The organism is Erwinia sp. HDF1-3R, from assembly GCF_039621855.1.
GTDB lineage: Bacteria > Pseudomonadota > Gammaproteobacteria > Enterobacterales > Enterobacteriaceae > Erwinia.
In genome coordinates this window covers 4,679,633-4,706,412 of record NZ_CP155071.1, presented here as the reverse complement: position 1 = coordinate 4,706,412, position 26,780 = coordinate 4,679,633, and the positions used below count along the sequence as shown (strand labels likewise).

Sequence of the window (26,780 nt, the reverse complement as noted above, 5' to 3'; positions counted from 1 at the left end):
TGTAAGGATATCCCTGGCACACTTAGCCTGTGAGGTGAATCATGCGAACCGTATCGGTATTTAAAAACGGCAACAATCGCGCCATCCGCCTGCCCCGCGATCTTGACTTTGAAGGCGTGAGTGAGCTTGAGATAGTCCGGGAAGGGGACACCATCATCCTGCGCCCGGTCCGGCCCACCTGGCGTTCGTTCAGCGAGCTGGAAAAAGCCGATGCAGACTTTATGGCGGAACGGGGGGATGTTGTCAGCGATGAAGGAAGATTTGACCTGTGAATAAAACCTACATGCTGGACACCAACATCTGTTCCTTTATTATGCGCGAGCAGCCGGAAGCCGTCCTGAACCGGCTGGAGCAGGCGGTGCTGCGTAATCACCGCATTGTCGTATCGGCAATCACCTACGCAGAGATGCGTTTTGGTGCCATCGGCAAAAAGGCCTCGCCCCGTCACACGCAGCTGGTTGAGGCATATTGCGCCCGCCTGGATGCCATCCTTCCCTGGGATCGTGCAGCAGTAGACGCTACCACGCAGATCAAAGCCATCCTGGCCGCAGCCGGCACGCCGATCGGTCCTAACGACACCGCTATCGCCGGCCATGCCGTAGCCGTGGGCGCCATTCTGGTAACGAATAATACGCGTGAATTTGTGCGGGTACCGGACCTGAAACTGGAAGACTGGAGTGAGTGACTGCCTTATGTTGTTAGAAACTGACCGCCTGCTGGCGCCTTACCGGTCCTGCCGCTCGCCCACTTTTAATCCCGCCGATCCCAGCTCGGCCTCTTCGCTCTGACGGACGATATCGCCGTTATTCATAATGAACATCAGCTTCCCCTCCCAGAACTCGGTGAGAAAGATATCCTCACGTTTCAGCTGACACCGCTCGACTTCCTTCAGTAGCCAGGCTTCGTCTTTATCAATCAATGCCAGATCGCCGGGCCGCGCCTTGCCGTTTTTCATGACGATCACCGAGGGCATCAGGCTACCCTCGGCAATGACCGTGACCTGGCCGCCCGGCTCAATCTGCGCGTAGCGCACTTCCTGAAAGGAAAGGATGCCCTGAGTATGGATCTGCGAGGCGACGCTCAGAATGTCGATCTTGTTCCGTCGGGCGAGAATATTGTCCATCAGGAACTGGCCATTTTTGATGATCGGAATGGGGTCGCCAATGGTGATGGAGCGAAATAGCGAAAAGTGCTTACTGATGGCGTTAAGTGAGGTGATAAAGGCCACGCCGATCAGCAGTAGCACCACATACTGGTACAAAGGAATACTGTCGCTGTAAATCACGCCGCCAATAATGCCGCCCAGCACAAAGTTGCCGATAAAGTCGACGGGCGTCATTTGTGAAAGCTGAGTTTTTCCGGAAAAATTCAGGTGGGTAATGACGATGGCAAAGCCAATAAAAAATTTGAGCAGAATAAATCCGTAGTACTCCATAAGCCTCTTCCCTTCGATAAAAGTTCTTCATTAGCGTAGCAGAAGCCAGGGATAAGTAGAGAAACTGTGCGGTAACACCTCAATAATAAACCCCGGTAAGAGTAAGGCATTGATAACCCTTTTACCCACCGTTTATTTAACTATAATGATCCGACTGCTTACGCGGAGCAACACAGCTACCGCCAACTTTTATGGAGATGATGAACATGAGTTATTCACTACCATCCCTGCCTTACGCCTATGACGCGTTAGAGCCACATTTCGATAAGCAGACGATGGAAATCCATCACACTAAACACCACCAGACCTATGTCAACAACGCCAATGCCGCGCTGGAAGGCACCGAATTTGCCAGCCTGCCGGTAGATGAGCTGATCGCTAAACTGGATCAGGTTCCTGCGGACAAGAAAACCGTACTGCGCAACAACGCGGGCGGCCACTCTAACCACAGCTTCTTCTGGAAGGGCCTGAAAACCGGCACCACCCTGAGTGGCGACCTTAAAGCCGCTATCGAAAAAGACTTCGGCAGCGTGGACGCATTCAAAGCTGAATTTGAGAAAGCGGCCGCAACCCGTTTTGGTTCAGGCTGGGCGTGGCTGGTTAAGAAGGGTGACAAACTGGCCGTCGTCTCTACGGCTAACCAGGACAGCCCGCTGATGGGTGAAGCTATCTCTGGCGCTTCCGGTACGCCGATTGTTGGCCTGGACGTGTGGGAACACGCCTACTACCTGAAGTACCAGAACAAACGTCCTGACTACATTAAGGCGTTCTGGGAAGTGGTTAACTGGGACGAAGCGGCAGCCCGTTTCTCCGCAGCAAAATAAATCCCTCCACGCTGATGCGTGAAGACAAACCGGCGAGAGGGCTTCGCCGGTTTTTTTACGTCTGTCTCCGGCCATCATCTGCGTAAAATCGCGTGTAATCCTGCCCGATCGGCTTCTTCCCCCCGTTTATGCTGATTATCCCCCGCAATCCGGCGTTAACCGCTTAAGTGTCCAGATGTCTGGATGGCTAATATCATTTTGTGTTAGCTTATGCGCTTTCGTTCGTTGTCAGCCGTGACAAACCATTAAAAAATGCGGCCAGACGTTTTTGTATTCGCCAGAGAATTTCGCTTATGAACGGGGTAAATCGCTTAGAAATGCGTCAGGTAGCCATTGCCTTTGGCGGTTTTTCCGCACTCAGCGGCGTTGATTTCAGCCTTGAAGGTCATTCGGTTCATGCCCTGACCGGCGCTAACGGTGCCGGGAAATCGACGCTGATGGCCGTATTATCCGGGGCGTACGATCATTACAGCGGGGAGATCCTGCTTGATGGTAAGCCGGTATCCATCCGCACACCGCGCGATGCCCGACAGCTGGGGATCCATCTGGTGCAGCAGGAGGTTGATGTCGCCCTCGTACCGACCCTGAGCGTGGCAGAAAACATCATGCTCGACAGGCTGGCCGAAGGTGGACAGGTTTATCACTGGGGCGAGATTCGCCAGCAGGCCAGGGCACTGCTGCAACAGCTGGACGTCTCACTGGACGTGCGTCGCCGCATCGATCAGTGTTCGCTGGCGGAAAAGCAGCAGATTTTGCTGGCCCGCGCGCTCTCCCATCACTGTCGCTTTCTGATTCTGGACGAACCCACTGCGCCGCTGGATCAGCATGAGAGCGAGCGGCTGTTCGCCGTGGTACGCCGCCTGCAAAGCAGTGGGATCGGCGTGGTCTTTATCTCTCACCGCATTCATGAGCTGCGGGAAATCTGCGATCGGCTGACGGTGCTGCGCGACGGCCAGCTGGTTGAAACGGGCCCGATGGCGCAGCTTAGCGGCGAGCAGATCGTTGAGAAGATGCTGGGCCATCAGCTGGACGATATCTATCCGTCCCGTCGCCCACCCTTCGGCAGGGAGACGCTGATGGCGGTGCAGGGGCTGCACGATGAGCACCTTTTGCGCGATATTTCGCTGACGCTGCGCAAAGGCGAAATCCTGGGCATTGCCGGGCTGGCCGGCGCGGGGAAAACCGAGCTGTGCAAGGCGCTGTTTGGTGTCAGTCGCAGCCGGATTACGCGGGGCGAACTGCACGGAAGGCCCTGGAAACCCACCTCGCCTCATGCGGCGGTGAAAAACAGGATGGCGCTGATCCCCGAGGAGCGGCGGAAAGAGGGCATTTTTATCGACGAATCGGTCGCGATGAACCTCAGCGTTACGGACGATAACAGCTTTTCCCGCTGGGGCCTGTTCGGGCACCGTCAGGCCTGGCGCTGGGCAGAAGAGATTATTCAAAAGCTCGGGGTGCGCACCACCGGGCCGCAGCAGACGCTCAGGCGCCTGTCGGGCGGTAATCAGCAGAAGGTCGCGATCGGCAAATGGCTGCGCAATAACGCTGACGTCCTCATTCTCGATGAGCCGACGAAGGGCGTCGATATAAAAGCCAAAACCGACCTGTTTACGCTAATTGACGGGCTGGCACGGCAGGGGAAAGGGGTCATCTACGCGTCGGGTGAATTCTCCGAGCTGGTTGGCCTGTGCGACAGGATTTGCGTGCTCTGGGACGGACGCATTGTGGCTGAAATGGCTGCCCAGGACGTTGATGAAGAAACACTTTTACTTTATTCCACCGGAGGAACGCCTGCGTGAGCAGCAATGAACTTTCCCTGAAGCGGACGCCCGTGCGTCACCAGCTGTTTGAATTTCTCTATAAGTGGGGAATGTTGTTAACCTGCGTGGCGCTCATCGCCGCATTTGGCCTGGCCTCGGACAGTTTTCTGGAGCCGACCAACATCATTAATATTTTGCGCTCGATCGCCATCGTAACGGTGATCGCCGTAGGCGTCTCGGTTTCGCTGACCATCGGCGGCTTCGACCTTTCCGTGGGGTCTACCGCGTCGCTGGCAAACTCGCTCGTTATCTCCCTGTTCGTCTGGTACGGCTACGGCAGCACCGAGGCAATAGCGCTTACGCTGCTGCTCTGCACCCTGGTCGGGCTGTTTAACGCCTTTCTGATCGTTGTGCTGAAAATTCCCGACATGTTAGCCACGCTGGCCAGCCTGTTTATTGTGCAGGGGGTGGCGATGACCTGGAGCTTCGGCGGCTCCATTACGGAAAATATGGTAATGCCGAGTGGTGATATGGCCGAAGGGACCATCCCGGCCAACTTCTCCCTGCTCGGCCAGGTGCCGACCATCGTCATTATTATGCTGGTGGTCACCCTGGTGGCCCAGCTTGGGTTGTCGCTGACCAAACATGGCCGTCGGATGTATGCCATTGGCGGTAATCCGGAGGCGGCGCGCCTGTCGGGTATTCGTACGAATCGTTATCGCGTGCTGGCCTACGTGATTGCCTCACTGCTGGCGGGGCTGGGCGGCATTCTGCTGGCGTCGCGCATCGGCTCATCGCAGGTCAATGCCGGTGGTGGGTATCTGATGGATGCAGTCGCTGCCGCCTGGATTGGATTCTCGCTGGCGGGTTCCGGTAAGCCGAATGCGCTGGGCACGCTGGTGGGGGCGGTGATCCTCGGCGTGCTGCAAAACGGGCTGGTGATGCTCTCCGTGCCCTATTACGCCATGGATATTATCAAAGGTCTGGTACTGGCCGTCGCGCTGGCTATCACCTATATCCAGCGGCGTTAGTCACCGTTAATGGTCCCCGGGTGCCGAAGGGCGCCCGAACCTGTGCTGAATCCGGCGTCTCTGACGCCCTGACTGTCTAAGAGGATAGTAATAATAATGAAAAAGCTCCCACTGGCACTGCTTGCTATCAGCCTGCTCTCCACCGCCCCGACCTTTGCCGAGACCGGCGCTGCCGTTCCGGCCGCCATTGCCAACCACGCCGGCCCGGTACGCATTGCGGTTATCCGTAATCTGGGATCGGATGACAACACCACCCAGTTTGTTGCCGGTGCCATTCAGGAAGGCCGCAGTCTGGGCTTTAAGGTCAGCACCTTTTTGAGCAACGGTGACGACGCGCGTTTCCAGGACTTCGTTAATCAGGCGATCAGCCAGAAATATGACGGCATTATCCTCTCGCACGGCAAAGACCCCTATTCGACCGGGCTGGTGAAGCGCATTGCCGATGCGGGTATTAAAGTCTCCGTGTTCGATACGCCGGTTAACCAGCCGGTGGAGGGCGTGACCGTCACCGCGCAGGATGATGCTTCCCTTGCGCAGCTGTCGCTCGATCAGCTGATCAAAGACACCAACGGTAAGGCGAATATCGTCAAGCTGTGGGTCGCGGGCTTCCCGGCGATGGATCGCCGTCAGGTGGTGTATGAGAAAGTGCTGAAGGCCAATCCGGGCATTCACCAGCTGGAGTCGATCGGCGCAGTATCCTCTGACGTGCAGGGCGACACCGCCAATAAAATCGGGGCGATTCTGGCCAAATACCCGAAAGGGAAGATCGATGCTATCTGGGGATCCTGGGATGCCTTTGCCCAGGGGGCCTACAAGGCTCTGCAGGAGAATGGCCGCACGGAGATCAAGCTCTACAGCATCGACGTATCCAATCAGGATTTGCAGCTGATGCATCAGAAGAACAGCCCGTGGAAACAGACCGTGGCGGTAGACAGCAAGCTTATTGGCGCTATCAATATGCGTCTTGTGGCGAACAAAATCGGGGGGGAAAAGACCCCGGCCAGCTGGCAGTTTAAGGCGGCAGCCATTTCCCAGGGGCAGCTTGCCAGCCAGTCCGGTGCGGTTAACGTCGCCAGCCTGAATAAAATCCTGCCGGGCTGGGGCGAGTCTTCCGATTTTGTCGCGCCGTGGTTTGCCACGCTGCAGGCTAAGTACGCGAAGAAATAAGCGTTTTTTGTGCGATTCGGGTAATAACATTTCCCAAAATATTCTGCCCGGGAGAGGGCATTAATTTTATGATAATTGTTCTCTCCGTTTATTTAGAAGCTGTCTTAGGGTCTAACATGGAGTCACACCATGCTTTTACTTCTTTCACATGGGCTTGCAGAACTCTCCGTTCTTCTGATTCATTCTGCGGGGGGAGGGCGGAGTTACCATAAGTGATGAAAGAGCGTTCGCTGGTGATTTTTTTATTTGAAAGTGCTGTTGCAGCCTCAGCCATCTCCTTTCTTTCAGTCATTGAAAACGCACTCAGGTTGGTAACAATACTACGCATATCCGATTTAGCATTTTCGGTTGTTTCATCTAGTATCTTATTACAATGGTCAATGGTCATTTTGAGCATTGTGAATATAAATTCATCGCTATTCATAAATTCATCAATCTTCATCTGTTCATCGGTTTTTTCCTTAGTGGTATTAGAGGCGACGAACGGATTTATATTTAATTTATCTTTATTTGAACCAACAGGGTGGTTAGATACATTCGATAATCTGGTTATTCCAGATAATTTCGCTAATTTTTCAATATTTTCACCATATTTTTTCACATCAAACATTCTGGGTCTGTTAACAATGTTCTTTATTTTTTTTCGAGCAACCTCTTAGCGAGGTCGATGTGTTTTTCGTCTTTTTGTGCGAGTTCATAAGCTGCATCTGTTTTTCTGAATATGTAAGCTTTTATAATGTTTGTAATAGACATTTTATTTTCATCCTTTAAATAAACTCCTCAACTCTATTTATTTTTTATGAAAAATAATATAAAAAAAGACTCATTTATGTTTACACCATTAAAAAAACGTCTGACGATCCTGGTGATAAAATCAGCGATAATGATTACACAGGGTGACACTGTGTTGGCGTGCGGGGATAAGGGAGCCTTATACCCGCAGCAGGGAGGTAAGGATTAAAAAGCCGTTTTAGCGAAGCCGGTCATTTCCTTCAGGCCCATTTCGCGGCCCAGCGCGGTCATGGGGTGTACCACGACAATACCGCGCACGCTTTTCTTCAGCGCGCCCATATTGGCCTGCTCTTTTTTAGTGATCGCCCGGCTGAACGGCAGCTGCTTCAGCTTCTGCGCTTCTTTGCTCAGGTTCTCGTCGCGCACTTCACGCAGGCGCTCAATCTCAGCAATCAGCTTGTCTTTGGCTTCCTGTAACTCGCCAAGCTTCTCTGCATCACCGGATTCCAGCAGCAGTGGCTCTTTATGCGTAAGGGCGTCCAGCTTATCGCTGAGGACCTTTATCTCTTCCTGAACGTGTTCTTTCATTATCATTAACCGTAGTGTGATTCATTGCTGCAAGGATACACGAAAGCGGCAGGAAGTGGGAAAAGCAGCCGGCTACTTTTTGAAAGCCTGCTTGAGGCTGATGCGGGAAATCAGTTCGGTCAGCGACAGGACCAGGGTGGAACGGACGACCTGCTGGTAGCGCTGCCGGAGCATGGCGACCATCTCCGGATCGGCGATGGAAAAATCGGGGCGGGGGGGTAAAGCGGTCACGCAGTGCAGCTCGCCAAAGGGTCCCAGCAGCTCATCATCGGTAAAGCGGTAATCGGTGCCATCGTCGTTAAGCGCCTCGCGCAGCGCCATCAGCAGTTCTGCATCTTCGTACTCGCTGCGGTTGATTACGCCAAGGCCATAAATCAGCTTCAGGCGCACCGACAGTTCACCCAGCGGCCCGTTGCCCAGCAGCAGAGGCTCGACCGCATATTTCACCGCATAATCATCCTTGCGGAAAACCTGAATCACCAGCAGGTTAACGGCTTCGGCCAGCAGCTCAACGGCTGCAATCAGAAAACTTCTTACCGAACGTCCTGCATTCAGGCGTTCCAGCACCCGATTCTCAAAAGCCTGTGGTTTTTCCATAAGAGCCTGCATATCAATCTCTGACCCTGCGGGGTGCCGCCTTAACGGGTACGGCGTTTGCCGTACCCTGTCCGTTCATCCGTTGAAATCGGAAGTGCGGGCATTATGCCATAGCGTTCCAGGCTTTAACTACGGCGGTGACCACTTCGCTGTCGGCATCAAGCCCGGAAATCTCCACCAGAGTAGCCTGCACCCCCAGCGTTGACAGCATCGTTGTCAGCTCCAGCGCCTGGGGGTCCTGGTCGCTGCGATAATGCATTGCAGCGACGATGCCCGTCACCAGGTTATCGTGCGGCAGGCCATATTCCAGCGTACCCAGCGTGGGTTTGATCAGGCGGTCGCCTGCGCTCAGCTTGCGCAGCGGCTGACGTCCCACGCGTTCGACATCATCCTTAAGCCAGGGGTTTTCAAAACGGCCAAGAATTTTTTGAATGTAGGCCGCATGTTTATCAGCATCAAAGCCATAGCGCCGCACCAGCACCGCGCCGCTCTCCTCCATCGCCCCTTTAACCACCTTACGTACGTGCTCATCCAGAATGGCATCACGGATGGTCTGGTGTCCGGCCAGCTGGCCGAGATAGGCGGTAATAGCGTGTCCGGTATTGAGCGTAAACAGCTTGCGCTCGACAAACGCCATCAGGTTATCGGTCAGCTCCATGCCGGGGATCGCCGGAAGGGGGCCTTTAAACTGCGTCTTATCGACGATCCACTCGCTGAATGTCTCAACGGTGACTTCAAGGGGGTCAGCCGTACCCGCCTCGGAAGGTGGCACAATGCGGTCCACGGCAGAATCGACAAAGCCAACGCTGGCATCGAGCCAGGCGTGATACTGTTCCGGCAGCGCCTTGAGCACGTGCCCCTTAAGCTGGGTGGTGCCGCGCACCATATTTTCACAGGCAATGATATTTAACGGACGGCTATTGCCGCTGTCGCTGCGCGCGATCAGCCCTTTGGCGATGCCGCCTGCGATACGTTCGAGGATCTGCGGGCCCACTGCGGTGGTCACGATATCCACCTCCGCAATCAGAGGGATAATGTCATCGCTTGCGCTGCTGACCGCATTCACACCCTTCACGATCTCCAGCTGGGCTTCTTCGCCGACGACGCGAACCGGGTATTCGTGGCGCGCATTGAGCGCGTCCAGTACCACCTGGTTGACGTCAGCGAAGGTCAGCTGAATACCGGCGTCTGCCAGTAACTTACCAATAAACCCACGGCCGATGTTACCGGCACCAAAATGTAATGCTTTCATAACTTTTTCCCGTATTAACGATCGAGGGCCGGACAAACCCGACCCGGAAAATGGGCCGGGCATGCCCGGCCCAGGGAGGTCAATTCTGTCAGCCTGATGCGCTACGCTGTTTTTTTACCTGACAGCAGATCCAGCACTTCCTGCACGCTGGAGGTGGTGGTCAGCTTAGCGATCACGCTCTCATCATCCAGCGCATTCGTCAGACTGGTGATCACCTGAATGTGTTCATTATTGCGGGCGGCGATACCAATAACCAGCCGGGCAATATCCTCTTCCTCCTCGCCAAACTGCACGCCGTCAGGATACTGGCAGAACACCACCCCGGTTTTCAGCACGCGGTCTTTGGCTTCAATGGTGCCGTGCGGCACGGCGATGGATTCGCCCAGGTAGGTCGGCGTGAGCTTTTCACGGTCGAGCATGGCTTCAACATATTCTGGCTCAACGTAGCCCCCTTTCACCAGCTGTTCACCGGCAAAGCGGATGGCCTGCTCTTTGTTGCTGGCGTGGTTGCCGAGGAAAACGTTGCTGGCGCTCAGCCGGAACAGATGCTCCTGGCTGTCGTCATAGCTATCACTCAGGGCGGCACTCACTTTATCACGATGGCCCGCGCTGCGATTCGCCTCCACCAGACGCGATGTCAGGTCGGTATAGAGTCCGCTGTCGAGAAAGTTAGTCAGCGAAATGTGCTGGGCATGAGGAGCCTGACGCAGGGCGCGCTCGGTGAGGTCGCGGTGGGTAATGACCAGATCCACATCGCCCGGCAGATTATTGATGGCGGTATTGGTCACGGAAATATTCGTCAGACCGGCATCGTTAACCTTTTTACGCAGAACGCCCGCGCCCATTGCGCTGGAACCCATTCCGGCATCGCAGGCAACGATGATTTTGCGCACCAGGCTCAAATCACTGTTCAGGCCGTTAGCGCCATTCGCGGCGGCAGACGCCGTCCCGACCTGGCCTTTAGACTGCGCTTTCATATCGCTAACGCGACGCGCGGCCGCGTCGATATCCTCTTCTTCCTTCACCTTGCTGGTCTTCAGTAAGATAGCGGAAACCACGAAAGAGACGGCAAATGCGGCCACAATCGCCGCGATATTAGCGAAGTAGGCACCTTTTGGCGTCATCGCCAGTACGGCGAGGATTGAGCCAGGCGAGGCAGGGGAAACCAGACCGCCGTTAAGCAGCGTCAGGGTAAAGACGCCGGTCATACCGCCGAGGATAACGGCCAGAATCAGCCGCGGGTTCATCAGCACATAGGGGAAGTAGATTTCGTGGATACCGCCCAGGAAATGGATGATCGCCGCACCGCCAGCAGACTGTTTGGCATTGCCCCGGCCAAAGAACATATAGGCCATCAGCACGCCCAGGCCCGGACCGGGGTTAGCTTCGATCAGGAAGAAGATCGACTTACCGGCTGCACTCGCCTGCTGAATCCCTAACGGGGAGAAAATACCGTGGTTGATGGCATTATTCAGGAACAGAATTTTTGCCGGTTCAACAAAAATTGAAGTCAGCGGCAGCAGATTGTTCTGCACCATCAGGTTTACGCCCGCGGCGAGGATATGTGATAGCCCCTCTACCAGCGGACCGATCGCCAGAAACGCGAGGATAGCCAACAGCATGCCGATAATCCCGGCAGAGAAGTTGTTAACCAGCATCTCGAAGCCGCTTTTGATTTTGCCGTCGACCAGACGGTCGAATCTTTTGATGGCCCAGCCGCCCAGCGGTCCGGCAATCATCGATCCGAGAAACATCGGCATATCCGCACCAACAATCACGCCCATGGTGGTGATTGCACCGACCACGCCGCCGCGATCGCCGCCCACCAGTCGACCCCCGGTGTATCCAATCAGCAACGGCAGCAGATAGGTGATCATCGGTGCGACCAGTTTGGCCATGGTTTCATTCGGCAGCCAGCCGGTCGGAATAAACAGCGCGGTGATAATACCCCAGGCGATAAACGCGCCAATATTCGGCATTACCATGTTGCTCAGAAAGCGACCAAAGTTTTGTACTTTGATCTTGATATCTGATGAGGACATAAAAACACACCCCTTATTGTTCCGCGCTGACAAAAAAGCGCGCGCGAGAGATTTTTTAGTTGAGGAAGTCGCGGTGGCACCGTCGGTATCACTGTATGCAGCCGGACTCTATCACGTGACTTTCTGCCTGCGTAGTGAGCAGAGAAAGTGTGATCCACATCACTAGATTCGGGTGGGGTATGGGGGGATTTTAGTGATAATGATCACAATAAAACGCTGTAAATAAAATACGCAGGCGGGATCTTTCACCTTAATCGGGAATAAATGTGATGAGCATCACATTATATATTTGGCTGTTTGTTTTGAAATTGTGATCTCATTCAAATTTTATTTTCTGCCTGGCAGGCCGAAAGGGGGGTTAATTAAAGGGCGGTGCAGGGGGATGTAAATAAGTTACTAACGGAGCAGGGGGGATAAAACGGCATCCTTGCCGTATCAGGGCGTTACTGGAAGGTAGTCTGTAACGCGCTCTGCGCCTGGGCCAGCGCCTGTGAATTGGCCGACAGGTTAGTCATCATCTGGTTGTACTGCGTAGCCTGCTGCTGGGTAGGAAACTGAATGGCCGGGCCATTAAAGGTCACCTGAGTACCCTGCTGTTGCAGGAAATCACCGGTCTGCACCGCATTCTGGCTAAGCGTTTGCAGGGCGGGCAGCAGCGGCATCAGTACGCTGACGGGCTGCGTCACCACTTTGTTATAAACGTTATCGTAAACCGCTTTCAGATCGGACGGTTGTTTCAGGCCAGCCTTACCGCTATCCGCCTGCGTTCTGGCCGCCTGAATCTGCTGCGTCAGCACGCCGAGCGAGCCGCTTGCCTGGCGCAGAGAATCACGGCGGGTCAGGTAATCCTGTGGCATACGAATGGCCGACAGCTCATCCACGACGGGCTTGATACCGGAATCGACCGTATGATTAACCTGCTGGGAAAAGCCGTAAATAATAGCGTAATCATTAACGTAAGGACCAAACTTCTGCTTTTGATCCGCGCTCAGCGCCGGTAAATGTTCGCCGCTGCGCTGGACGGTGTTTTGCAGGAAATCGATAAATGCTTTGCGCTGATCGGCTTCTTTATCGCCGCAGCCGGTCAGTTGCAAGACCAGAAACAGTGCCGCGAAAGGCACCAGCAGACGCGTCCACGCACGCGAGATTCCTGTCGTCATGGGAAGTAACTCCTGTAAATAATAAGGCTGTTTTAAGCAAGCATGAGGGCGGCAGACGCCGCGCCTAAAGAATAGTCCAACTCGGAGGCCGGGGATAGGGCTTAAACTTACTCTTAAGCGTTACGCTTCAACCGCCAGCGGGCCGCGGTATAAGGCTGTTGGTCGGATATGGAAACATTTGCTAAAAGCAAGGTTGAAAAATAGTCTCAAATTACGACGCAAATCGCCAAATCTGATCTAATACTTATGATCCTGGCGTACCCCCGCGCTGTACTCTTTATGTATACGACGAGAGCATCTCCGTGGCAACTGGCCGCCAGCATTATGAGCCTGAGACTCAGGTTCTAACCCTCTGGCCGTTCACTATTGTGATTTTAATGAGGAGTGCTCTATGGAAATTAAAGATCCTATGTCCGAGCTGTTATCCAGCCTTGAGCATATTGTATTGACCCGTGAAGTGATCCAGTCCGCTCCCCCATTAAAGGGTGAAGTATTGATGCCCGAACCAAAACGTATCAGGGAAATTACCGGTCTGGAAATTGATGAGTTTGCCCTGGCCATGGGCGTTAGCGTTTCATCGGTGAAAAGCTGGGAAGCGAAGCGCACCAGGCCTTCGCGCAGCGCACAGAAGTTAATGCAATTGATTCAGTCTAATCCGTGCCTCAGCCGCGAGCTGCTGGCATAAAAGAAAAACCCGCCGCTGGCGGGTTTTGTGTTTTACGAGCGCGAAGCCTTCATATCGATCACAAAGCGGTACTTCACGTCGCCTTTCAGCATCCGTTCAAACGCGGTTTCCACCTCATCCAGGCGAATCACTTCCACATCCGAAACGATATTGTGCTGACCACAAAAATGCAGCATCTCCTGCGTTTCACGGATGCTGCCGATGGATGTGCCGGAAATGCTCAGGCGGCGAAAGACAATCGGCGCCACGTCCGGTGAGGTATGGGGTGCATCGGGAATGCCCACCAGCACCAGATGACCGTTCGCCTTCAGCGTGTTGAGGTACGGGTCCAGATCGTGCGGAGCCGCGACGCAGTCCAGAATGATATCAAGGCTGCTGACCTCTGCTGCCATTTGCGCGGCATCTTTAGAGACAACCACTTTACTGGCCCCCAGGCGGAGCGCATCGCTGCCTTTTGACGGCGACGTGGTAAACAGCACCACTTCCGCGCCCATGGCATGGGCCAGCTTCACCGCCATATGACCCAGTCCACCCAGGCCAATCACGCCGACCTTCTGGCCAGGCTGCACGTTCCAGTGCTTCAGCGGGGACCAGGTGGTCACGCCCGCGCACAGCAGCGGCGCAACTGCGCTCAGCTCAAGGCTTTCCGGAACGGTAACCACAAATTTGCTGTCCACAACGATGCTGTCTGCGTAGCCGCCAAAGGTTTTGCCGCCGATAACCTTCTCGTCGCCGTTATAGGTGGCCGTGTAGCCCGCTTCGCAGTACTGCTCTTCGCCCTGGTTACACTGTGAGCAGTGACCGCAGGAGTCTACCATCACACCAACGCCAACCAGATCGCCTGCTTTAAACGCGGTTACGTCGCTGCCGGTGCTGATGACGCGACCAACGATTTCATGTCCCGGCACCAGTGGAAACTGGCTGACGCCCCACTCATTGCGCGCCATATGCAGGTCGGAGTGGCAAACGCCGCAGTAGTGGATATCAATATGCACATCGCCGGACTGAAGTTCGCGACGTTGAAATTCGAAAGGTTCGAGTGGCGTAGTGGCAGATTTTGCTGCCAGACCTGTTACCTGCATGTTAAAGCTCCCGGAAAGGTAAAGCGGCGTAGGGTAAAGAATTGTATCCATGGGGGCAAGGAGGAGTTGTAAGCGGAGGTGACGTATTGCAGTGACAGGCTGCCACAGGCAGGGTATGTACCCTTACAGGGTGAGGCTTAGCGTCATGCTGAACATAAACGGGCGGATAAAAATCCGCCCGTTTATGTTTACGTCATCACGCTAAGCCTTTAGGGCCTATTGCAGCAGCGAGATATCCGCAACCTGCAGGAACAACTCGCGCAGCTTCGCCAGCAGCGTCAGGCGGTTGATCCGCACGTCACGATCTTCCGCATTCACCATCACCTTCTCGAAGAAGTTATCGACGGCGGTACGCAGCTGCGCCAGCTCGACCAGCGCATCCTGATAGCGACCTTCAGCGAACCACGGCGCCAGCTTGCTGCTCAGGGCAGAAACATAGGTCGCCAGCTTAATCTCTTCGTTCTCTTTCAGCAGCGAGGCCTGCACGCTGTCGTTCAGCGGCTCGGTCGCCTTCGCCAGAATGTTGGACACGCGCTTGTTGGCGGCGGCCAGCGTGGCGGCTTCATCAAGGGTTCGGAAGTGTGAGACGGCCTGCATACGGGCGTTGAAATCAGCCGGACGCGTGGGACGTCGCGCCAGTACGGCCTGGATGGTATCCACGCTGTGGCCCTCTTCCTGATACCAGGTGCGGAAGCGACCCAGCATAAAGTCGATCACCTCGTCGACCACCTTTGCATTGCTCAGCTTGCTACCGTAGAGGCGCACCGCTTCTTCGGTCAGCGTTTGCAGATCCAGCGGCAGTTTCTTCTCGACGATAATACGCAGCACGCCAAGCGCGGCGCGGCGCAGGGCGAAGGGGTCTTTATCGCCTTTCGGATGCTGCCCGATGCCGAAGATCCCGGCCAGGGTGTCCATCTTGTCGGCAATAGCCAGCGCACAGGCCACCGGGTTAGACGGCAGCGCATCACCGGCGAAGCGCGGCTGATACTGCTCGTTAAGCGCAACGGCAACGTCTTCTGCTTCACCGTCGTGGCGCGCATAGTGCATACCCATCACGCCCTGGGTGTCGGTGAATTCAAACACCATATTGGTCATCAGGTCGCATTTGGACAGCAAACCGGCGCGCGTGGCGTGGTTGACGTCGGCACCCGTTTGCCCGGCTATCCAGCCCGCCAGCGCCTGAATACGGTCGGTTTTATCACGCAGCGTACCCAGCTCTTTCTGGAACAGCACGGTTTCCAGACGCGGCAGATTATCTTCCAGACGCTTTTTGCGGTCAGCGTTGAAGAAGAATTCGGCATCGGCCAGGCGCGGTCGCACCACCTTTTCATTGCCGGAGATAATCTGCTGGGGATCCTTCGACTCTATATTGGTGACGAAGATAAAGTGAGGCAGCAGCTCGCCCGCGCTGTTGTAGACCGGGAAGTACTTCTGGTCACCCTTCATGGTGTAAACCAGCGCTTCGGCCGGAACCGCCAGGAATTTCTCTTCAAACTTCGCCGTCAGCACCACCGGCCACTCAACCAGCGAGGTGACCTCTTCCAGCAGGCTTTCGCTCAGATCGGCGATGCCGCCAATCTCACGCGCGGCGGCTTCCACACCGGCTTTAATCTGCGCTTTACGCGCCTCGTAATCGGCCAGAACTTTGCCGCGCTCCAGCAGGAGTTGCGGATACTGGTCGGCCCGGTCAAGGGTGAATTCAGGCTCGCCCATAAAGCGATGGCCGCGAAGGGTGCGCGCCGCCGTGACGCCCAGAATGGTAGCGGGAACAATCTCATCGTCCAGCAGCAGCGTCACGGTATGCACCGGACGGACGAACTGCACGTCGGAGTCGCCCCAGCGCATCAGCTTGGGGATGGGCAGTTTAGCAAGGGACGTGCTGACCATCGCAGGCAATAGCGACTGGGCGCTTTCGCCCTTCACGTGGGCGCGATAGAGCAGCCATTCACCTTTGTCGGTGCTCAGGCGCTCGGCCTGATCGACGGTGATGCCGCAGCCGCGGGCCCAGCCTTCGGCGGCTTTGGTGGCCGTGCCATTAGCATCAAACGCGGCCGCGATGGCCGGACCCCGTTTTTCCACTTCACGATCCGGCTGGGCGGCGCTCAGGTTAGCCACTTTCAGCGCCAGGCGACGCGGCGCGGCGTACCAGCTCACATCGCCGTGGGTCAGGCCAGCGGCGTCCAGTTCAGCGGTAAAGTTTGCGGCAAAGGATTCGGCAAGGCTGCGCAGGGCCTTTGGTGGGAGTTCTTCAGTGCCGATCTCCACCAGAAAAGTTTTCTCAGTCATGGCGGCCTCTTATTTCTTCTTATTGCACATCGGGAAGCCAAGCGCCTCACGCGACGCATAGTAGGCTTCAGCCACGGCTTTAGTCAGGGTGCGAATGCGCAGGATATAGCGTTGACGCTCGGTTACGGAGATCGCTTTACGCGCGTCCAGCAGGTTAAAGGTATGACCCGCTTTCAGAATGCGTTCGTAGGCCGGCAGCGGCAGCGGTTTCTCCAGCGCCAGCAGGCTCTGCGCCTCTTTCTCATACTGCTCGAAGCAGGTAAAGAGGAAGTCGACATCGGCATATTCAAAGTTATAGGTGGACTGCTCGACCTCGTTCTGGTGGAACACGTCGCCGTAGGTGGTCGTGCCCAGCGGGCCGTCGCTCCAGACCAGATCGTACACGCTGTCCACGCCCTGGATATACATCGCCAGGCGCTCCAGGCCGTAGGTGATTTCACCGGTCACTGGCTTACACTCCATGCCGCCGACCTGCTGGAAGTAGGTAAACTGGGTGACTTCCATCCCGTTCAGCCACACTTCCCAGCCCAGACCCCAGGCACCCAGCGTGGGGTTTTCCCAGTTATCTTCCACGAAGCGAATATCGTGGATGGTGGGGTCCATCCCCAGCTCTTTCAGCGAGCCGAGATAAAGCTCCTGAATGTTGTCCGGGGAGGGCTTAATGATCACCTGAAACTGATAATAATGTTGCAGGCGGTTGGGATTCTCGCCGTAGCGGCCATCGGTAGGACGACGTGAAGGCTGAACGTAGGCCGCCGCAATCGGCTCTGGCCCTAACGCACGCAGGCAGGTCATTGGATGAGAGGTGCCAGCACCCACTTCCATGTCCAGCGGCTGAACGATGGTGCAGCCCTGGCGCGCCCAGTAATCCTGTAAGGTCAGGATCAGTCCCTGAAAGGTCTTGGTATCAAACTTTTGCATTTTGAATTCGCACGCGATACGAGAGGTGATAAAAGTGGGCGTCAGTATACCCTTTGACCGGGCGTTAGTCAGCCCGCAGTCGCGGACAACCTTATTCAGATCGGACTCTGGCGCGGCATCATCCCAGTCTGAATTCTATGATTTGAGGCTTGTTGAACGATCGCCGCCCGGCTACCCTCTTTTACGCACTGACGCAACAAGCAGGACAGATGAGAACAGAAATGAAGGATAAGATCGGCTGGATAGATAATTTGCGCGCGGTGGCCTGTCTGATGGTGATAATGATCCACACCACCACCTGGTATGTCACGCATGCTCCGGTGGTCGGCGAGCGAACATGGGACCTCTCCAACCTGCTTAACTCCGCCTCGCGCGTCTGCGTACCGATCTTTTTTATGCTCTCCGGCTATCTGTTTTTCGGCGAGCGTAGCGCGCAGGGACGACATTTTCTGCGCATTGCCCTCTGTCTGGCGTTCTACAGCGCGGTCGCGCTGGCCTATATCACCTGGCTGACGCCGATTAGCGAAGGGTTATCCCTTAAATATGTGTTTCAAAAGCCGGTGTTTTACCACCTGTGGTTTTTCTTTGCCATTATCGGCATCTATCTGCTGTCGCCGCTGATTCAGGTCAAGCCGGTAACCGCGGGGTATCTGGCGATGGTCACCCTGGTGCTGGCGGTGCTGGCAAATCCAAATACCGTTGACCAGTCGGTTGGGCGGGTGCACTGGCTGCCGCTGAATCTCTATATCAGCGGAGACAGCTTCTATTACGTGCTTTATGCGCTGTTTGGCCGCGCCATTGGCATGATGGACACCCACCGGCGCGGCGTGAACTGGCTCGCCGGGCTGGTGTTTATCGCCAGCGTTGCCGGCATTGCGATGGGAACGAAAAAGCAGATGGCGATTAACGGCGCATTTGCCGATACCTGGTATCTTTACTGCGGGCCGGTGGTGTTTATTGCCGCCGTCAGCCTGCTGATCCTGTTTAAGAACGGCCTGAATCAGCGCCCTTTACCGATCCTCGCCGCGATTTCGCGCTATTCCCTGCCCATTTATGGCTTCCATGCGCTGTTTATTCACTTTATGCGCACTCACGGCCTGGATAATACCCGCCATCCGCTACTCGACATTCCGCTGGTATTTACGGTCGCCCTGACGGGGAGCCTGCTGCTGGGCGTTTTTCTGCACCGGATTGATAAGCGGCGTCTGGTGAGCTGACGCGCGGCGGCGACGCTTTATTTTTACGGTGATTCGCCGCCGTCCGGGTTTTAAGCGGGCGCAGGCTACTGATGCGTGGCCGCAGGATCACGCCTGGCATGGCAACCAGCCTGCGGCGTATACGGTTTTTCCCCGGCCTTTCGTGATAAAGCTTGAGCAGGATCACCGCCAGCGCCAGCAGCGCCGTCAGCCCATTGGCCGACATCACCGGGATATCGCCCATGCGAAAGCCATACCACGTCCAGCATGAAACGCCGAAGAACAGCGAAGCCCACATGCCGAGCGACAGCCCGCTGGTATCTTTATTCCTGATGATGTGCAGCACCTGGAGGAAAAACGAGCCGGTGGTCACCCATGCGGCCAGCGTGCCAAGGGCAACCGGCCACGGCGAGAGGAAAACGATCGACAGCAGTGCCAGAATCACCGTTGCGGCGACAATCAGGATATTTTTCACGCCTGTTCTCTCCCCATAATTTGCAATTGCGTATCCACCCGCTGCACGGCATCCCGTAAATCGGCCAGCAGTTCAGGCTGTTCACTTAGCGAACCGAACAGTTTTTTTGTTTTTGCAAATGCGGCCAGCGGATCCCCGGCGCGGAATATCGCCGCAAAGTCTACGCTTTCCAGCGCGCGATCCTCATATTCAAAGCCCAGCGTCTCCCGATCCCGCTGCTGCATAAAGCGGAAATAAAGGGCGGGGAGGATCAGCGTCGCGCGGGGTGTCGCTCCCTGCTGATAGCAGGCTTTGAGGGTCGGCACGATAAATTCATGCAGCTTGGCGATGCTGTCGGAAGAGACGCGCTGGTTAGTATCACGCACCCACGGGTTGCTGAACCTGTGCAGCGTGGTCGCGCAGTACTCCGCTAAATCAATGTTGGTCGGAGGCAGCGCCGCGCTGACGTCCTGCATAACATAGTCAGTCATCCACTGCCTGACCTGTGGCAGCAGGCTCTCATCAATATAGCGTTTACCCAGCAGGGAACCCACCCAGGCCACGCCGCTGTGGCAGGCGTTTAACACGCGGATCTTCGCCTCCTCATAGGGAGTAACGTTTTCGGCAAATTCCACGCCCACTTTTTCCAGTGAAGGACGACCGGCGATAAAGTTATCTTCCATCACCCACTGGGAAAACGATTCACAGGAGAGCGGCGCTTCATCATCATGAATGCCGTTCTGCGCCAGGCGCGTGTAAATCTCTGCGTCGAATTTGGGCGTAATACGATCAACCATGCTGTTTGGCGCACAGGTGTTTTGGCTGGCCCACGCCAGCAGCGCCGGATCCTGTTTTGCCATGAGAAACGCCATCAATCCTCGATAAAAGCTATCGCCATTATTGCGCAGGTTATCGCAGCTCAACAGGGTGATCGGTCCGCTGTCGCGCGCCATTCTTGCACGCAGTATCTTTACCAGCGCCCCGTACAGCGTGATGGTTTCCGCCTGTTCTTGTAAATCCGAGGCGATAGCGTTGTCGGTCAGATCGAGATGCCCCTCATCATCGAGGAAATAGCCGCCCTCGGTGACGGTAAAGGAGATAATTTTTGTCTCAGCGCGCGCGGCTTCATCAACCAGCGTACGCAGTCCCGCATCCCAGAGAATGACGTTTTCAATGGCTCGCAGCGTCTGATACTGCTTTTGCCCCTCGGGCGAGATGATTTCCAGCGTGTAGCGACCCTGCTGGTGGGCAAGCTGTTGCAGGGTTTTTTGCGTGGCGCTGTTGCGGATATTCGCGAGAGAAAGAGACCAGCGGTCATCGCCCTTTTCTTTGAGCTGATTAAGATACCAGCTTTGATGCGCGCGGTGAAAAGCGCCTGAACCCAGATGCAACCATATCGATTTTTTTTGAGGATCAATACTCAAACTTTCTCCTTAAACCCCTTGCGGATTGTGCCAATGTTACCAGTAACAATAGCACAAAATGAGCACTGGATAAAAAATAGCCTGAACACGATTGCCTGCAAGTGAGGAAAATCGACAGGTGAATCACCCTCACCGCCGCGCTGATATCAGCCCAGTCTTACAGGCTACGGACAAATTCGACAGACCCCTAACTGCACTCTGATATTTACTTTCCGCGCTTGCGCTCAAGATAGCCGACAACGATTTTCGTCCCTATCAGGAGCAGTTAATGGCGGTAAAAAAGCAGGCCAAAGCGACAAAAGCTCAGGCCACAAAGCAGTTTGGCGTTCTTGCCATGACGTTACTTGTCATCAGCGCCATGTTTGGCGGCGGGGTCTTTAATATCCCGCAAAACATGGCGCAGTCGGCGGCGTTGGGCGCCATTCTTATCGCATGGGTGATTACCGGGCTGGGGATCTTCTTCCTGGCGAGAACCTTTCAGATCCTTGCCGATGTGCATCCCGAAATGACCTCCGGGATCTATATGTACTCCCGCACGGGCTTCGGCAAGCTGACCGGCTTCCTGATTGCGTGGGGATACTGGATGTCAGCGGCCTTTGGCAACGTCGGCTACGCCGTTCTGTTAATGGATGCGCTGAACTTCTTTTTCCCACCCTACTTCAAAGGCGGTAACAGCTGGCAGGCCATCACCGTGGCGTCGGTCATTATCTGGGCGCTGAGTATTTTTGTGATGCGCGGCGTGAAAGGCACTTCGGTGCTCAATAGCATCGGCACCGTCGCGAAGTTTATTCCCGTCGTGGTGTTTATCGTCGTGCTGGCGTTCTTCGCTTTCAACCACCATCTGATGGGATCGGATTTCTGGGGCCACCTCCGCGATAACGCGCTACAGGACAAACCGCTGGGCGATATTTTTGATCAGGTCAAAAGCACCATGCTGGTAACGCTGTGGATGTATATCGGCATTGAAGGGGCGGTCGTGATGTCCGATAAGGCCGATGGACGTACCGTCGGTCGCGCCACCTTTCTCGGCTTTATCATTGCCACCGTCCTGTTTGTGCTGGTCAGTATTATTCCGTTTGGCGTCTTCTCGCAGGGTGAGCTGGCTGCCATGGCGGCGCCCTCCACGGCCTCGATCCTTAAAGCGCTGGTCGGACCCTGGGGCGGTATTTTTATCAATGTTGGCGTAATTATCGCGCTGCTCTCCTCCTGGCTGGTATGGACGCTGCTGGTGGCCGAACTGCCGTGGGCCTGCGCCAAAGACGGCACCTTTCCAAAATTTTTCGCCAAAACCAGTGCTAACGGCGTCGCCTCGCACTCGCTGTGGGTGTCCACCCTGGTGATGCAGGCGGCGATGCTGCTGGTCTTTTTCTCCCACAATGCCTGGAACGTCATGCTGTCGATCACCGGCGTGGTGATCCTGCCTGCCTATATCGGCTCCGCGGCCTTCTTATGGAAGGTGCTGGCAACGGGGGGTTACCCGCAAAAGGCCCGGTTCAGCCGCATCGGCGCGCTTGTCACCAGCGTTCTGGCCACGCTTTACGGCATCTGGCTGGTCTATGCCGCCGGGCTCTCTTTCATTCTGGTGGGATGTGCCATTTACGCCATCGGACTGCTGGTCTTCATCCGCGCCCGTAAAGAGCAGTCGCCCGACCAGCCGGTGTTTACCCGCAACGAAGGCCTGCTGGCACTGCTTATCGTCATCGCCGCGCTGGTCGGTTTGTGGATGCTCTTTACCGGCCATCTGCCCCAGGTCTACCAGCCATCGTAATCAACCTTAATTTCATCGCTCGTTTATAAGTGGAGTTCCAATGAAAACTGACATAAAGCCCTGTAATAAAACCTATACCGTGGGGAAATGGATGCCCGCGGATCGGCAGACCCTGCATGACTGGATGCTGAAAATCATGCGTAAAGCGGATGAAAGCAGCGAGCCGCTGCTGCCGGTGGTCGATGCGTTCAAAACCTTTATCGAGACCGATCCCAGGGCCTGGATGCTGTTTACGCAAATGTTTGATGAAGTGAGCGAGGATGAAGCCCACCGGCTTTCGCCAGCCGGGCTGCCGCAGGTGCGCGATTATCAGCATATGCTCGCACTGATTAACGTCATCATGACGCATGCCCCGGAGTTCGATGAAACGGGCCTGGTCGGTTTCCCTTTCAATGCCATCCTCAACTGGTCAATGGCGACGCAGGGCGGCTGGAGTGGCTTCCTCGACGAGCGCATTAATCAGCATATCAAAGCGATACTCAATGAGTGGGCGGTCTTTCTGCGCTCGAAAGAGAGCGCCGCCGTACTCAGTGAAGACCCGCGCTCGGGCTGGTTTGGCGAAGATGCGCGCCGGGCGATGCCGACGTTTGTGGATGACTTTATCTGCGATCCTTCGCTTCCCCATCACGGTTTTACCTCCTGGGACGACTTCTTTACCCGCCGTTTTCGTAAGGGGGTCAGGCCGATAGCCGCGCCGGAAAATGATGATGTGGTGGTTAACGCCTGTGAATCTGCCCCCTATCGGCTGGCGAAGGAGGTTCAGCTGAAGGATAAATTCTGGATTAAATCACAGCCTTACGCGCTGCAATTTATGATGAACAACGATCCGCTGGCATCACATTTTGTGGGTGGGACAATTTATCAGGCGTTTTTAAGCGCCCTGAGCTATCACCGCTGGCATGCGCCCGTCTCGGGCCGTGTCGTTAAAACCCGCATCATCGACGGCACCTACTACTCCGAAACGCTGAGCGAAGGGGAAGATACGGCCGGGCCGAATGCTTCCCAGGGCTACATCACCGAACTGGCGAGTCGGGCGCTGATCTTCATCGAAGCGGATCATCCTGACATTGGGCTGATGTGCTTTATGGCGGTGGGCATGGCCGAAGTGTCGACCTGTGAAGTGACCGTCTATGAAGGCCAGACCGTCCGTAAGGGCGATCAGCTCGGCATGTTTCACTTTGGCGGCTCCACGCACTGCCTGTTTTTCGGACCTAAGGTGAACATTGAGTTTGACCTCAGGGGGCAGACCCCGGGCCTGGATAGCAGCAATATCCCCGTCAACAGCGTTCTGGCTCGCATTATCAGCCGCTAATTTCAACGGCCGGGGAGCATCCTCTCCGGCATTTTCTTCCCAATGCATACGAGTTCTTTATGAAAAAATCTCATTTCGCTGCCAGGCATACCTTCAAGGGCGTTGTGCTGTCGTCCGTTATTCTTTTTCTGAGCGGCTGTGCCTCCGTGCCGCAGAGCATACGCGGCGAGCCGGGGGCGATCAGTCCGGCATCATTCGAGAAAATTTCGCAGGCGCCTTCGTTATATCAGGGCCGTGAGGTGCGGCTGGGCGGTAAGGTAATAAACGTCATTAATCTGCCTGAAAAGACCATTATGGAAATTGCCATCCTGCCGCTCAATCGTTCGGCGAAACCTGTCCTGGGAGATAGCTATCAGGGGCGTATTCTGGCGTACAGTAAAAACTTTATCGATCCGGTGAATGTGCTCCATCGTTATATTACGGTCCTCGGTCAGATTGAGGGTACGGAGCCGCTAAAAATCGGGCAGACGCCTTACCGATTCCTCAGGCTAAATGTCGCCGGTTATCAGGTATGGCAGCAGGAGGAGAACTTTATCCCCTTTGACGGTATGAGCTATGCCTGGTCGCCCGAGTGGGGCTATCCACTGCCGGGCGACGGCCTTAACGGCGTCTATCCGGTTGCCGATGGGTCGTATCTGGTCAGGTAACGAAAAAAACCAATCCGCGACGGGAAACCGTGGCGGATTTTTACTCCCAACCCCTTCAACGTTTACTTACGATCCCTTCAATATTAATTCACGACGCCTTCAACGTTTACTTACGATCCCTTCAATGTTTTCTCTCGTCGTCTTCAACCTCTACTTACCATGCCTGTTCCCTCAGGTCCGACCAGGAAAAATTAATCACGCGCAGGCCCTTTTCCGCTGCGTCTCTCACGATATGTACGACATGGTCTGACGGGCTTTCCTCTGCGGATTCCGGCTCGTTAATCATATTGATTTCCGGTTTTACCGGGGTAAGAGGAAGTTCCTCCGGGTCGGTAGAGAACCAGGTATAGAAGAGAAAGATAAATAACAGAGCGACGGCGACACTGCGTTTTTTCATGTTAACTATGTCCATTAATAAAAAATGCCAGTCTTAAAGACTGGCCTGAGAAGGTGCGAAATACTCAGCAGGAGGATTTATTACGCTGAGCGATCCGAAATAAAATCCAGCCACAACCAGCCTGTGCAGGCTAATCGGCGTTTTTCACCGCATCGACGACTTTCATATTCGGATTCGTTTTACACTGCCGGGTTAATTTGGGAATATAAAGGGTATTGACCTGATTCATATCGACAAAATCTCCGCCCTTGAAATCAATATCCTTATTCAGCGCCCAGAAGGCGACGGGCGACATCGCTTTCGGGTTGAGGTTAATAAATTCTTTACAGCTCATCTCCGTTGGCGCAGATGACTCAGCCCAGGCGCTGCAAAATGGGGCTGAAATTGCTGCGCAGAGGATGAAAGCAGAAAGGGTGGTTTTTACGTTCATAACGATCTCCGGATTAATTACTCAGGGTTAAATTCTTGCAGGCAGCGCCTGACGCATCATCAGAATGCCCCAGGCGGTAAAGAGCATCTCAAGACCAATAAAGAGGGTGGTGATAATGAAGGTCTGGGTTTCACTGCTGGAAAGCCAGAGGACGGCGATGATGAGATCCAGAAGACCAATCAAAATTTGCCAGCCCGCACCGCTGCTTTTACGCATGCTGATCCCGGCGGCGATACGCGAAATGCCTCCGAAAATAAACAGAAAGCAGATTAGGGTAGTCAGCGAAATCATACCGTAGACGGGATTGATCAGCAGTGAATAACCCATAATCAGCCATACCAGACCAAATATAACCGTCAGCAGAAGCGCTTTCTTTCCCCGGTGGCGAAAGATAAAGCAGCTTCCAAGGGCATAAAGGCCGCACAGGGCGAATAAAAAGCCGACCAGATAGCTGATATATACCCCCATAATAAAGGGATAAACCAGGCAGCACATGCCACAAATAAGCAGCAGAACAGCCATGACGGTTGCTGAACGTCGATAGTGCTCGAATGCTTTCGTGCTTAGCTGATTCAGTTTCTCATTACTGATAATTATCATTATCCTTCCTTTTTTTATTAATCATTTTCTACCTGTTCCAGGGGGGCGTATTGACGAACCCTGGTAGGGTAATGCACGCGCTAACAGGGATAAATAAGAGAGAAGGGTGGGGGGTTTCAGTTCTGTCCTACAGCTGTAGGCGTAATCACTGATTATCAACGTCCGGCTCTGATTACGTCAGTCGAGGTTATTAATTAGTATTTTACTCCCACAGTTTAAATATTCAGAAGGATAAACAAATGAAAAAAATCATTATTGCTGGCGTACTGACCTCCATGCTGGCCGCCTCTCCGGTATGGGCTGCATCCACCGAAACGGCCTCATCCAGCGCCGCCGCTTCAGCGTCACTGCAGAAAGAAGTCACCGATGCACAGAATATCGCCACCCAGGGTATGATCGCCATGCGTGATATCCGCCTGGCGCGGGTCGCTATCTTTCAGGGACAGCCTGATATGGCCAAAAAGCTGACCGCTGACGCGCAAAAAATGCTGGCCGATGACAGCATCGACTGGACCCGATTTGAGAAGACCGACCATAAAGCCAGAATGATCGATGATAAGTATGTGATCATTAATGCCGCCATCGCCGTGTCAGAAAACTATATTGCAACGCCAGAGAAAGAAGCAGCCATTAAAAAGGCCAATGCTAAGCTGGCAAAAGGTGACAAGAAAGGTGCAGTGGAGACGCTGCGTGAGACCGGTATCGGTATTATGGAAAATCAGGAGCTGATGCCGCTGAATCATACGCGTCATGATGTGACTGAGGCCCAGCGCATGCTGAATGATGGTAAATATTACGAAGCCAATCTGATGCTCAAAAACGCGGAAGATGCCATCGTGGTGGAAAGCGATGTGGTTGTTGACCGCTAACCAAGATCGCTAACTAAGACCGCTAACTCGCTGCGCGTCTTACTGCATCCCCCGGTTTTATTACACGATGTGTCTGATGAAAAAACAGGGACGTTTTTTCTGCCCGGGACGTATCCGTGCA

At 54.8% G+C, this 26,780-nt stretch carries 27 protein-coding genes; 12 read left to right on the top strand and 15 right to left on the bottom strand.

What is annotated here, in order from left to right:
- Positions 1 to 41: 41 nt before the first annotated feature.
- Positions 42 to 272 (top strand): type II toxin-antitoxin system VapB family antitoxin, encoded by a 231-nt coding sequence (gene vapB, locus AAGR22_RS21410; protein ID WP_345829513.1) that lies wholly within the window; start codon positions 42 to 44, stop codon positions 270 to 272.
- Entirely contained in the window at positions 269 to 685 is a 417-nt protein-coding gene (locus AAGR22_RS21405) for a type II toxin-antitoxin system VapC family toxin (RefSeq protein WP_345829511.1), read from the top strand. Before vapB ends, AAGR22_RS21405 begins: the two co-directional genes overlap by 4 nt.
- A gap of 39 nt (positions 686 to 724) precedes the next feature.
- On the opposite strand, the gene AAGR22_RS21400 is transcribed toward AAGR22_RS21405, so the two are convergent.
- Positions 725 to 1,435 carry a YetF domain-containing protein gene (locus tag AAGR22_RS21400; RefSeq protein WP_067700452.1) on the bottom strand — a complete coding sequence of 237 codons (711 nt, stop codon included), beginning with the start codon at positions 1,433 to 1,435 and terminating at the stop codon, positions 725 to 727.
- A gap of 206 nt (positions 1,436 to 1,641) precedes the next feature.
- On the opposite strand from AAGR22_RS21400, the gene sodA reads away from it, so the two are divergent.
- From sodA to AAGR22_RS21380, 4 genes are all read left to right on the top strand, one after another.
- Positions 1,642 to 2,259, top strand: coding sequence for a superoxide dismutase [Mn] (gene sodA, locus AAGR22_RS21395; RefSeq protein WP_067700449.1), 618 nt, complete (start codon positions 1,642 to 1,644; stop codon positions 2,257 to 2,259).
- A 293-nt stretch (positions 2,260 to 2,552) separates the two neighbouring features.
- Positions 2,553 to 4,058, top strand: a complete 1,506-nt coding sequence (locus tag AAGR22_RS21390) for a sugar ABC transporter ATP-binding protein (protein ID WP_345829509.1) — start codon at positions 2,553 to 2,555, stop codon at positions 4,056 to 4,058.
- Positions 4,055 to 5,050, top strand: a complete 996-nt coding sequence (locus AAGR22_RS21385) for an ABC transporter permease (protein ID WP_345829508.1) — start codon at positions 4,055 to 4,057, stop codon at positions 5,048 to 5,050. The genes AAGR22_RS21390 and AAGR22_RS21385 overlap by 4 nt, the downstream gene beginning before the upstream one ends.
- Before the next feature lie 96 nt (positions 5,051 to 5,146).
- Complete coding sequence (locus tag AAGR22_RS21380; protein WP_345829507.1) at positions 5,147 to 6,217, top strand: sugar ABC transporter substrate-binding protein; 1,071 nt, start codon at positions 5,147 to 5,149, stop codon at positions 6,215 to 6,217.
- 88 nt (positions 6,218 to 6,305) lie between these two features.
- Here the strand turns inward: AAGR22_RS21380 and AAGR22_RS21375 are convergent, their stop codons facing one another.
- The 6 genes from AAGR22_RS21375 to AAGR22_RS21350 all read right to left on the bottom strand — a co-directional run bounded on the left by AAGR22_RS21375 (position 6,306) and on the right by AAGR22_RS21350 (position 12,588).
- Positions 6,306 to 6,818 (bottom strand): hypothetical protein, encoded by a 513-nt coding sequence (locus AAGR22_RS21375; RefSeq protein ID WP_345829505.1) that lies wholly within the window; start codon positions 6,816 to 6,818, stop codon positions 6,306 to 6,308.
- Positions 6,819 to 7,174: 356 nt separating this feature from the next.
- Entirely contained in the window at positions 7,175 to 7,537 is a 363-nt protein-coding gene (locus AAGR22_RS21370) for a YibL family ribosome-associated protein (protein ID WP_067700434.1), read from the bottom strand.
- 72 nt (positions 7,538 to 7,609) lie between these two features.
- Positions 7,610 to 8,134, bottom strand: coding sequence for an MltR family transcriptional regulator (locus tag AAGR22_RS21365; protein ID WP_304439230.1), 525 nt, complete (start codon positions 8,132 to 8,134; stop codon positions 7,610 to 7,612).
- Positions 8,135 to 8,237: 103 nt separating this feature from the next.
- On the bottom strand, positions 8,238 to 9,386 hold the full coding sequence (gene mtlD / locus AAGR22_RS21360) for a mannitol-1-phosphate 5-dehydrogenase (protein ID WP_345829504.1): 1,149 nt from the start codon (positions 9,384 to 9,386) through the stop codon (positions 8,238 to 8,240).
- Between the two features lie 101 nt (positions 9,387 to 9,487).
- Positions 9,488 to 11,428 (bottom strand): PTS mannitol transporter subunit IICBA, encoded by a 1,941-nt coding sequence (locus tag AAGR22_RS21355; RefSeq protein WP_345829502.1) that lies wholly within the window; start codon positions 11,426 to 11,428, stop codon positions 9,488 to 9,490.
- Positions 11,429 to 11,871: 443 nt separating this feature from the next.
- A complete protein-coding gene (locus AAGR22_RS21350) occupies positions 11,872 to 12,588 on the bottom strand; it encodes a DUF3053 domain-containing protein (RefSeq protein WP_345829500.1) in 717 nt (238 codons plus the stop codon).
- Between the two features lie 391 nt (positions 12,589 to 12,979).
- Between AAGR22_RS21350 and AAGR22_RS21345 the strand changes: the two genes are divergently transcribed.
- On the top strand, positions 12,980 to 13,273 hold the full coding sequence (locus AAGR22_RS21345) for an HTH-type transcriptional regulator (protein ID WP_067700420.1): 294 nt from the start codon (positions 12,980 to 12,982) through the stop codon (positions 13,271 to 13,273).
- A gap of 32 nt (positions 13,274 to 13,305) precedes the next feature.
- Here the strand turns inward: AAGR22_RS21345 and AAGR22_RS21340 are convergent, their stop codons facing one another.
- The 3 genes from AAGR22_RS21340 to glyQ form a co-directional block, all read right to left on the bottom strand.
- Positions 13,306 to 14,355, bottom strand: coding sequence for an NAD(P)-dependent alcohol dehydrogenase (locus AAGR22_RS21340; protein WP_067700417.1), 1,050 nt, complete (start codon positions 14,353 to 14,355; stop codon positions 13,306 to 13,308).
- A gap of 216 nt (positions 14,356 to 14,571) precedes the next feature.
- Complete coding sequence (gene glyS, locus AAGR22_RS21335; protein WP_067700414.1) at positions 14,572 to 16,641, bottom strand: glycine--tRNA ligase subunit beta; 2,070 nt, start codon at positions 16,639 to 16,641, stop codon at positions 14,572 to 14,574.
- A 9-nt stretch (positions 16,642 to 16,650) separates the two neighbouring features.
- Positions 16,651 to 17,562 carry a glycine--tRNA ligase subunit alpha gene (gene glyQ / locus AAGR22_RS21330; RefSeq protein ID WP_067700411.1) on the bottom strand — a complete coding sequence of 304 codons (912 nt, stop codon included), beginning with the start codon at positions 17,560 to 17,562 and terminating at the stop codon, positions 16,651 to 16,653.
- Positions 17,563 to 17,783: 221 nt separating this feature from the next.
- On the opposite strand from glyQ, the gene AAGR22_RS21325 reads away from it, so the two are divergent.
- The gene (locus tag AAGR22_RS21325) at positions 17,784 to 18,779 is read left to right on the top strand and encodes an acyltransferase (RefSeq protein WP_345829497.1); all 996 of its coding nucleotides are present in this window, start codon (positions 17,784 to 17,786) and stop codon (positions 18,777 to 18,779) included.
- Here the strand turns inward: AAGR22_RS21325 and AAGR22_RS21320 are convergent.
- Positions 18,703 to 19,233, bottom strand: coding sequence for a SemiSWEET family transporter (locus AAGR22_RS21320; protein ID WP_082804050.1), 531 nt, complete (start codon positions 19,231 to 19,233; stop codon positions 18,703 to 18,705). The two genes, AAGR22_RS21325 and AAGR22_RS21320, sit on opposite strands and share 77 nt — an antisense overlap.
- Entirely contained in the window at positions 19,230 to 20,636 is a 1,407-nt protein-coding gene (gene dalD, locus AAGR22_RS21315) for a D-arabinitol 4-dehydrogenase (protein WP_345829494.1), read from the bottom strand. The genes AAGR22_RS21320 and dalD overlap by 4 nt, the downstream gene beginning before the upstream one ends.
- 268 nt (positions 20,637 to 20,904) lie before the next feature.
- Between dalD and AAGR22_RS21310 the strand changes: the two genes are divergently transcribed.
- Genes AAGR22_RS21310 through AAGR22_RS21300 form a run of 3 tightly spaced genes read left to right on the top strand, consistent with a single transcriptional unit; the run spans position 20,905 to position 24,363 of the window.
- On the top strand, positions 20,905 to 22,404 hold the full coding sequence (locus AAGR22_RS21310; protein ID WP_345829492.1) for a basic amino acid/polyamine antiporter: 1,500 nt from the start codon (positions 20,905 to 20,907) through the stop codon (positions 22,402 to 22,404).
- A 40-nt stretch (positions 22,405 to 22,444) separates the two neighbouring features.
- Positions 22,445 to 23,716, top strand: a complete 1,272-nt coding sequence (locus AAGR22_RS21305) for a phosphatidylserine decarboxylase family protein (protein ID WP_345829490.1) — start codon at positions 22,445 to 22,447, stop codon at positions 23,714 to 23,716.
- 59 nt (positions 23,717 to 23,775) lie between these two features.
- Entirely contained in the window at positions 23,776 to 24,363 is a 588-nt protein-coding gene (locus tag AAGR22_RS21300; RefSeq protein WP_067700396.1) for a Slp family lipoprotein, read from the top strand.
- Positions 24,364 to 24,517: 154 nt separating this feature from the next.
- Here the strand turns inward: AAGR22_RS21300 and AAGR22_RS21295 are convergent, their stop codons facing one another.
- From AAGR22_RS21295 to AAGR22_RS21285, 3 genes are all read right to left on the bottom strand, one after another.
- Positions 24,518 to 24,760: a hypothetical protein gene (locus AAGR22_RS21295; protein ID WP_067700393.1), complete on the bottom strand. Its 243-nt coding sequence runs from the start codon at positions 24,758 to 24,760 to the stop codon at positions 24,518 to 24,520.
- Positions 24,761 to 24,890: 130 nt separating this feature from the next.
- A complete protein-coding gene (locus tag AAGR22_RS21290) occupies positions 24,891 to 25,190 on the bottom strand; it encodes an HdeA/HdeB family chaperone (protein ID WP_067700391.1) in 300 nt (99 codons plus the stop codon).
- 27 nt (positions 25,191 to 25,217) lie between these two features.
- Positions 25,218 to 25,790, bottom strand: a complete 573-nt coding sequence (locus tag AAGR22_RS21285) for a DUF308 domain-containing protein (protein WP_067700388.1) — start codon at positions 25,788 to 25,790, stop codon at positions 25,218 to 25,220.
- A gap of 239 nt (positions 25,791 to 26,029) precedes the next feature.
- Between AAGR22_RS21285 and AAGR22_RS21280 the strand changes: the two genes are divergently transcribed.
- Positions 26,030 to 26,659, top strand: coding sequence for a YfdX family protein (locus tag AAGR22_RS21280; RefSeq protein WP_067700386.1), 630 nt, complete (start codon positions 26,030 to 26,032; stop codon positions 26,657 to 26,659).
- Positions 26,660 to 26,780 lie beyond the last annotated feature (121 nt).

What these genes read in the sequence shown, in the direction of transcription:
- vapB (WP_345829513.1), top strand. Translation starts at nt 42, where the DNA reads ATGCGAACCGTATCGGTATTTAAAAACGGCAACAATCGCGCCATCCGC.
- AAGR22_RS21400 (WP_067700452.1), bottom strand. Translation starts at nt 1,435, where the DNA reads ATGGAGTACTACGGATTTATTCTGCTCAAATTTTTTATTGGCTTTGCC.
- sodA (WP_067700449.1), top strand. Translation starts at nt 1,642, where the DNA reads ATGAGTTATTCACTACCATCCCTGCCTTACGCCTATGACGCGTTAGAG.
- AAGR22_RS21390 (WP_345829509.1), top strand. Translation starts at nt 2,553, where the DNA reads ATGAACGGGGTAAATCGCTTAGAAATGCGTCAGGTAGCCATTGCCTTT.
- AAGR22_RS21380 (WP_345829507.1), top strand. Translation starts at nt 5,147, where the DNA reads ATGAAAAAGCTCCCACTGGCACTGCTTGCTATCAGCCTGCTCTCCACC.
- AAGR22_RS21370 (WP_067700434.1), bottom strand. Translation starts at nt 7,537, where the DNA reads ATGAAAGAACACGTTCAGGAAGAGATAAAGGTCCTCAGCGATAAGCTG.
- AAGR22_RS21365 (WP_304439230.1), bottom strand. Translation starts at nt 8,134, where the DNA reads ATGGAAAAACCACAGGCTTTTGAGAATCGGGTGCTGGAACGCCTGAAT.
- mtlD (WP_345829504.1), bottom strand. Translation starts at nt 9,386, where the DNA reads ATGAAAGCATTACATTTTGGTGCCGGTAACATCGGCCGTGGGTTTATT.
- AAGR22_RS21355 (WP_345829502.1), bottom strand. Translation starts at nt 11,428, where the DNA reads ATGTCCTCATCAGATATCAAGATCAAAGTACAAAACTTTGGTCGCTTT.
- AAGR22_RS21350 (WP_345829500.1), bottom strand. Translation starts at nt 12,588, where the DNA reads ATGACGACAGGAATCTCGCGTGCGTGGACGCGTCTGCTGGTGCCTTTC.
- AAGR22_RS21345 (WP_067700420.1), top strand. Translation starts at nt 12,980, where the DNA reads ATGGAAATTAAAGATCCTATGTCCGAGCTGTTATCCAGCCTTGAGCAT.
- AAGR22_RS21340 (WP_067700417.1), bottom strand. Translation starts at nt 14,355, where the DNA reads ATGCAGGTAACAGGTCTGGCAGCAAAATCTGCCACTACGCCACTCGAA.
- glyS (WP_067700414.1), bottom strand. Translation starts at nt 16,641, where the DNA reads ATGACTGAGAAAACTTTTCTGGTGGAGATCGGCACTGAAGAACTCCCA.
- glyQ (WP_067700411.1), bottom strand. Translation starts at nt 17,562, where the DNA reads ATGCAAAAGTTTGATACCAAGACCTTTCAGGGACTGATCCTGACCTTA.
- AAGR22_RS21325 (WP_345829497.1), top strand. Translation starts at nt 17,784, where the DNA reads ATGAAGGATAAGATCGGCTGGATAGATAATTTGCGCGCGGTGGCCTGT.
- AAGR22_RS21310 (WP_345829492.1), top strand. Translation starts at nt 20,905, where the DNA reads ATGGCGGTAAAAAAGCAGGCCAAAGCGACAAAAGCTCAGGCCACAAAG.
- AAGR22_RS21305 (WP_345829490.1), top strand. Translation starts at nt 22,445, where the DNA reads ATGAAAACTGACATAAAGCCCTGTAATAAAACCTATACCGTGGGGAAA.
- AAGR22_RS21300 (WP_067700396.1), top strand. Translation starts at nt 23,776, where the DNA reads ATGAAAAAATCTCATTTCGCTGCCAGGCATACCTTCAAGGGCGTTGTG.
- AAGR22_RS21295 (WP_067700393.1), bottom strand. Translation starts at nt 24,760, where the DNA reads ATGAAAAAACGCAGTGTCGCCGTCGCTCTGTTATTTATCTTTCTCTTC.
- AAGR22_RS21290 (WP_067700391.1), bottom strand. Translation starts at nt 25,190, where the DNA reads ATGAACGTAAAAACCACCCTTTCTGCTTTCATCCTCTGCGCAGCAATT.
- AAGR22_RS21285 (WP_067700388.1), bottom strand. Translation starts at nt 25,790, where the DNA reads ATGATAATTATCAGTAATGAGAAACTGAATCAGCTAAGCACGAAAGCA.
- AAGR22_RS21280 (WP_067700386.1), top strand. Translation starts at nt 26,030, where the DNA reads ATGAAAAAAATCATTATTGCTGGCGTACTGACCTCCATGCTGGCCGCC.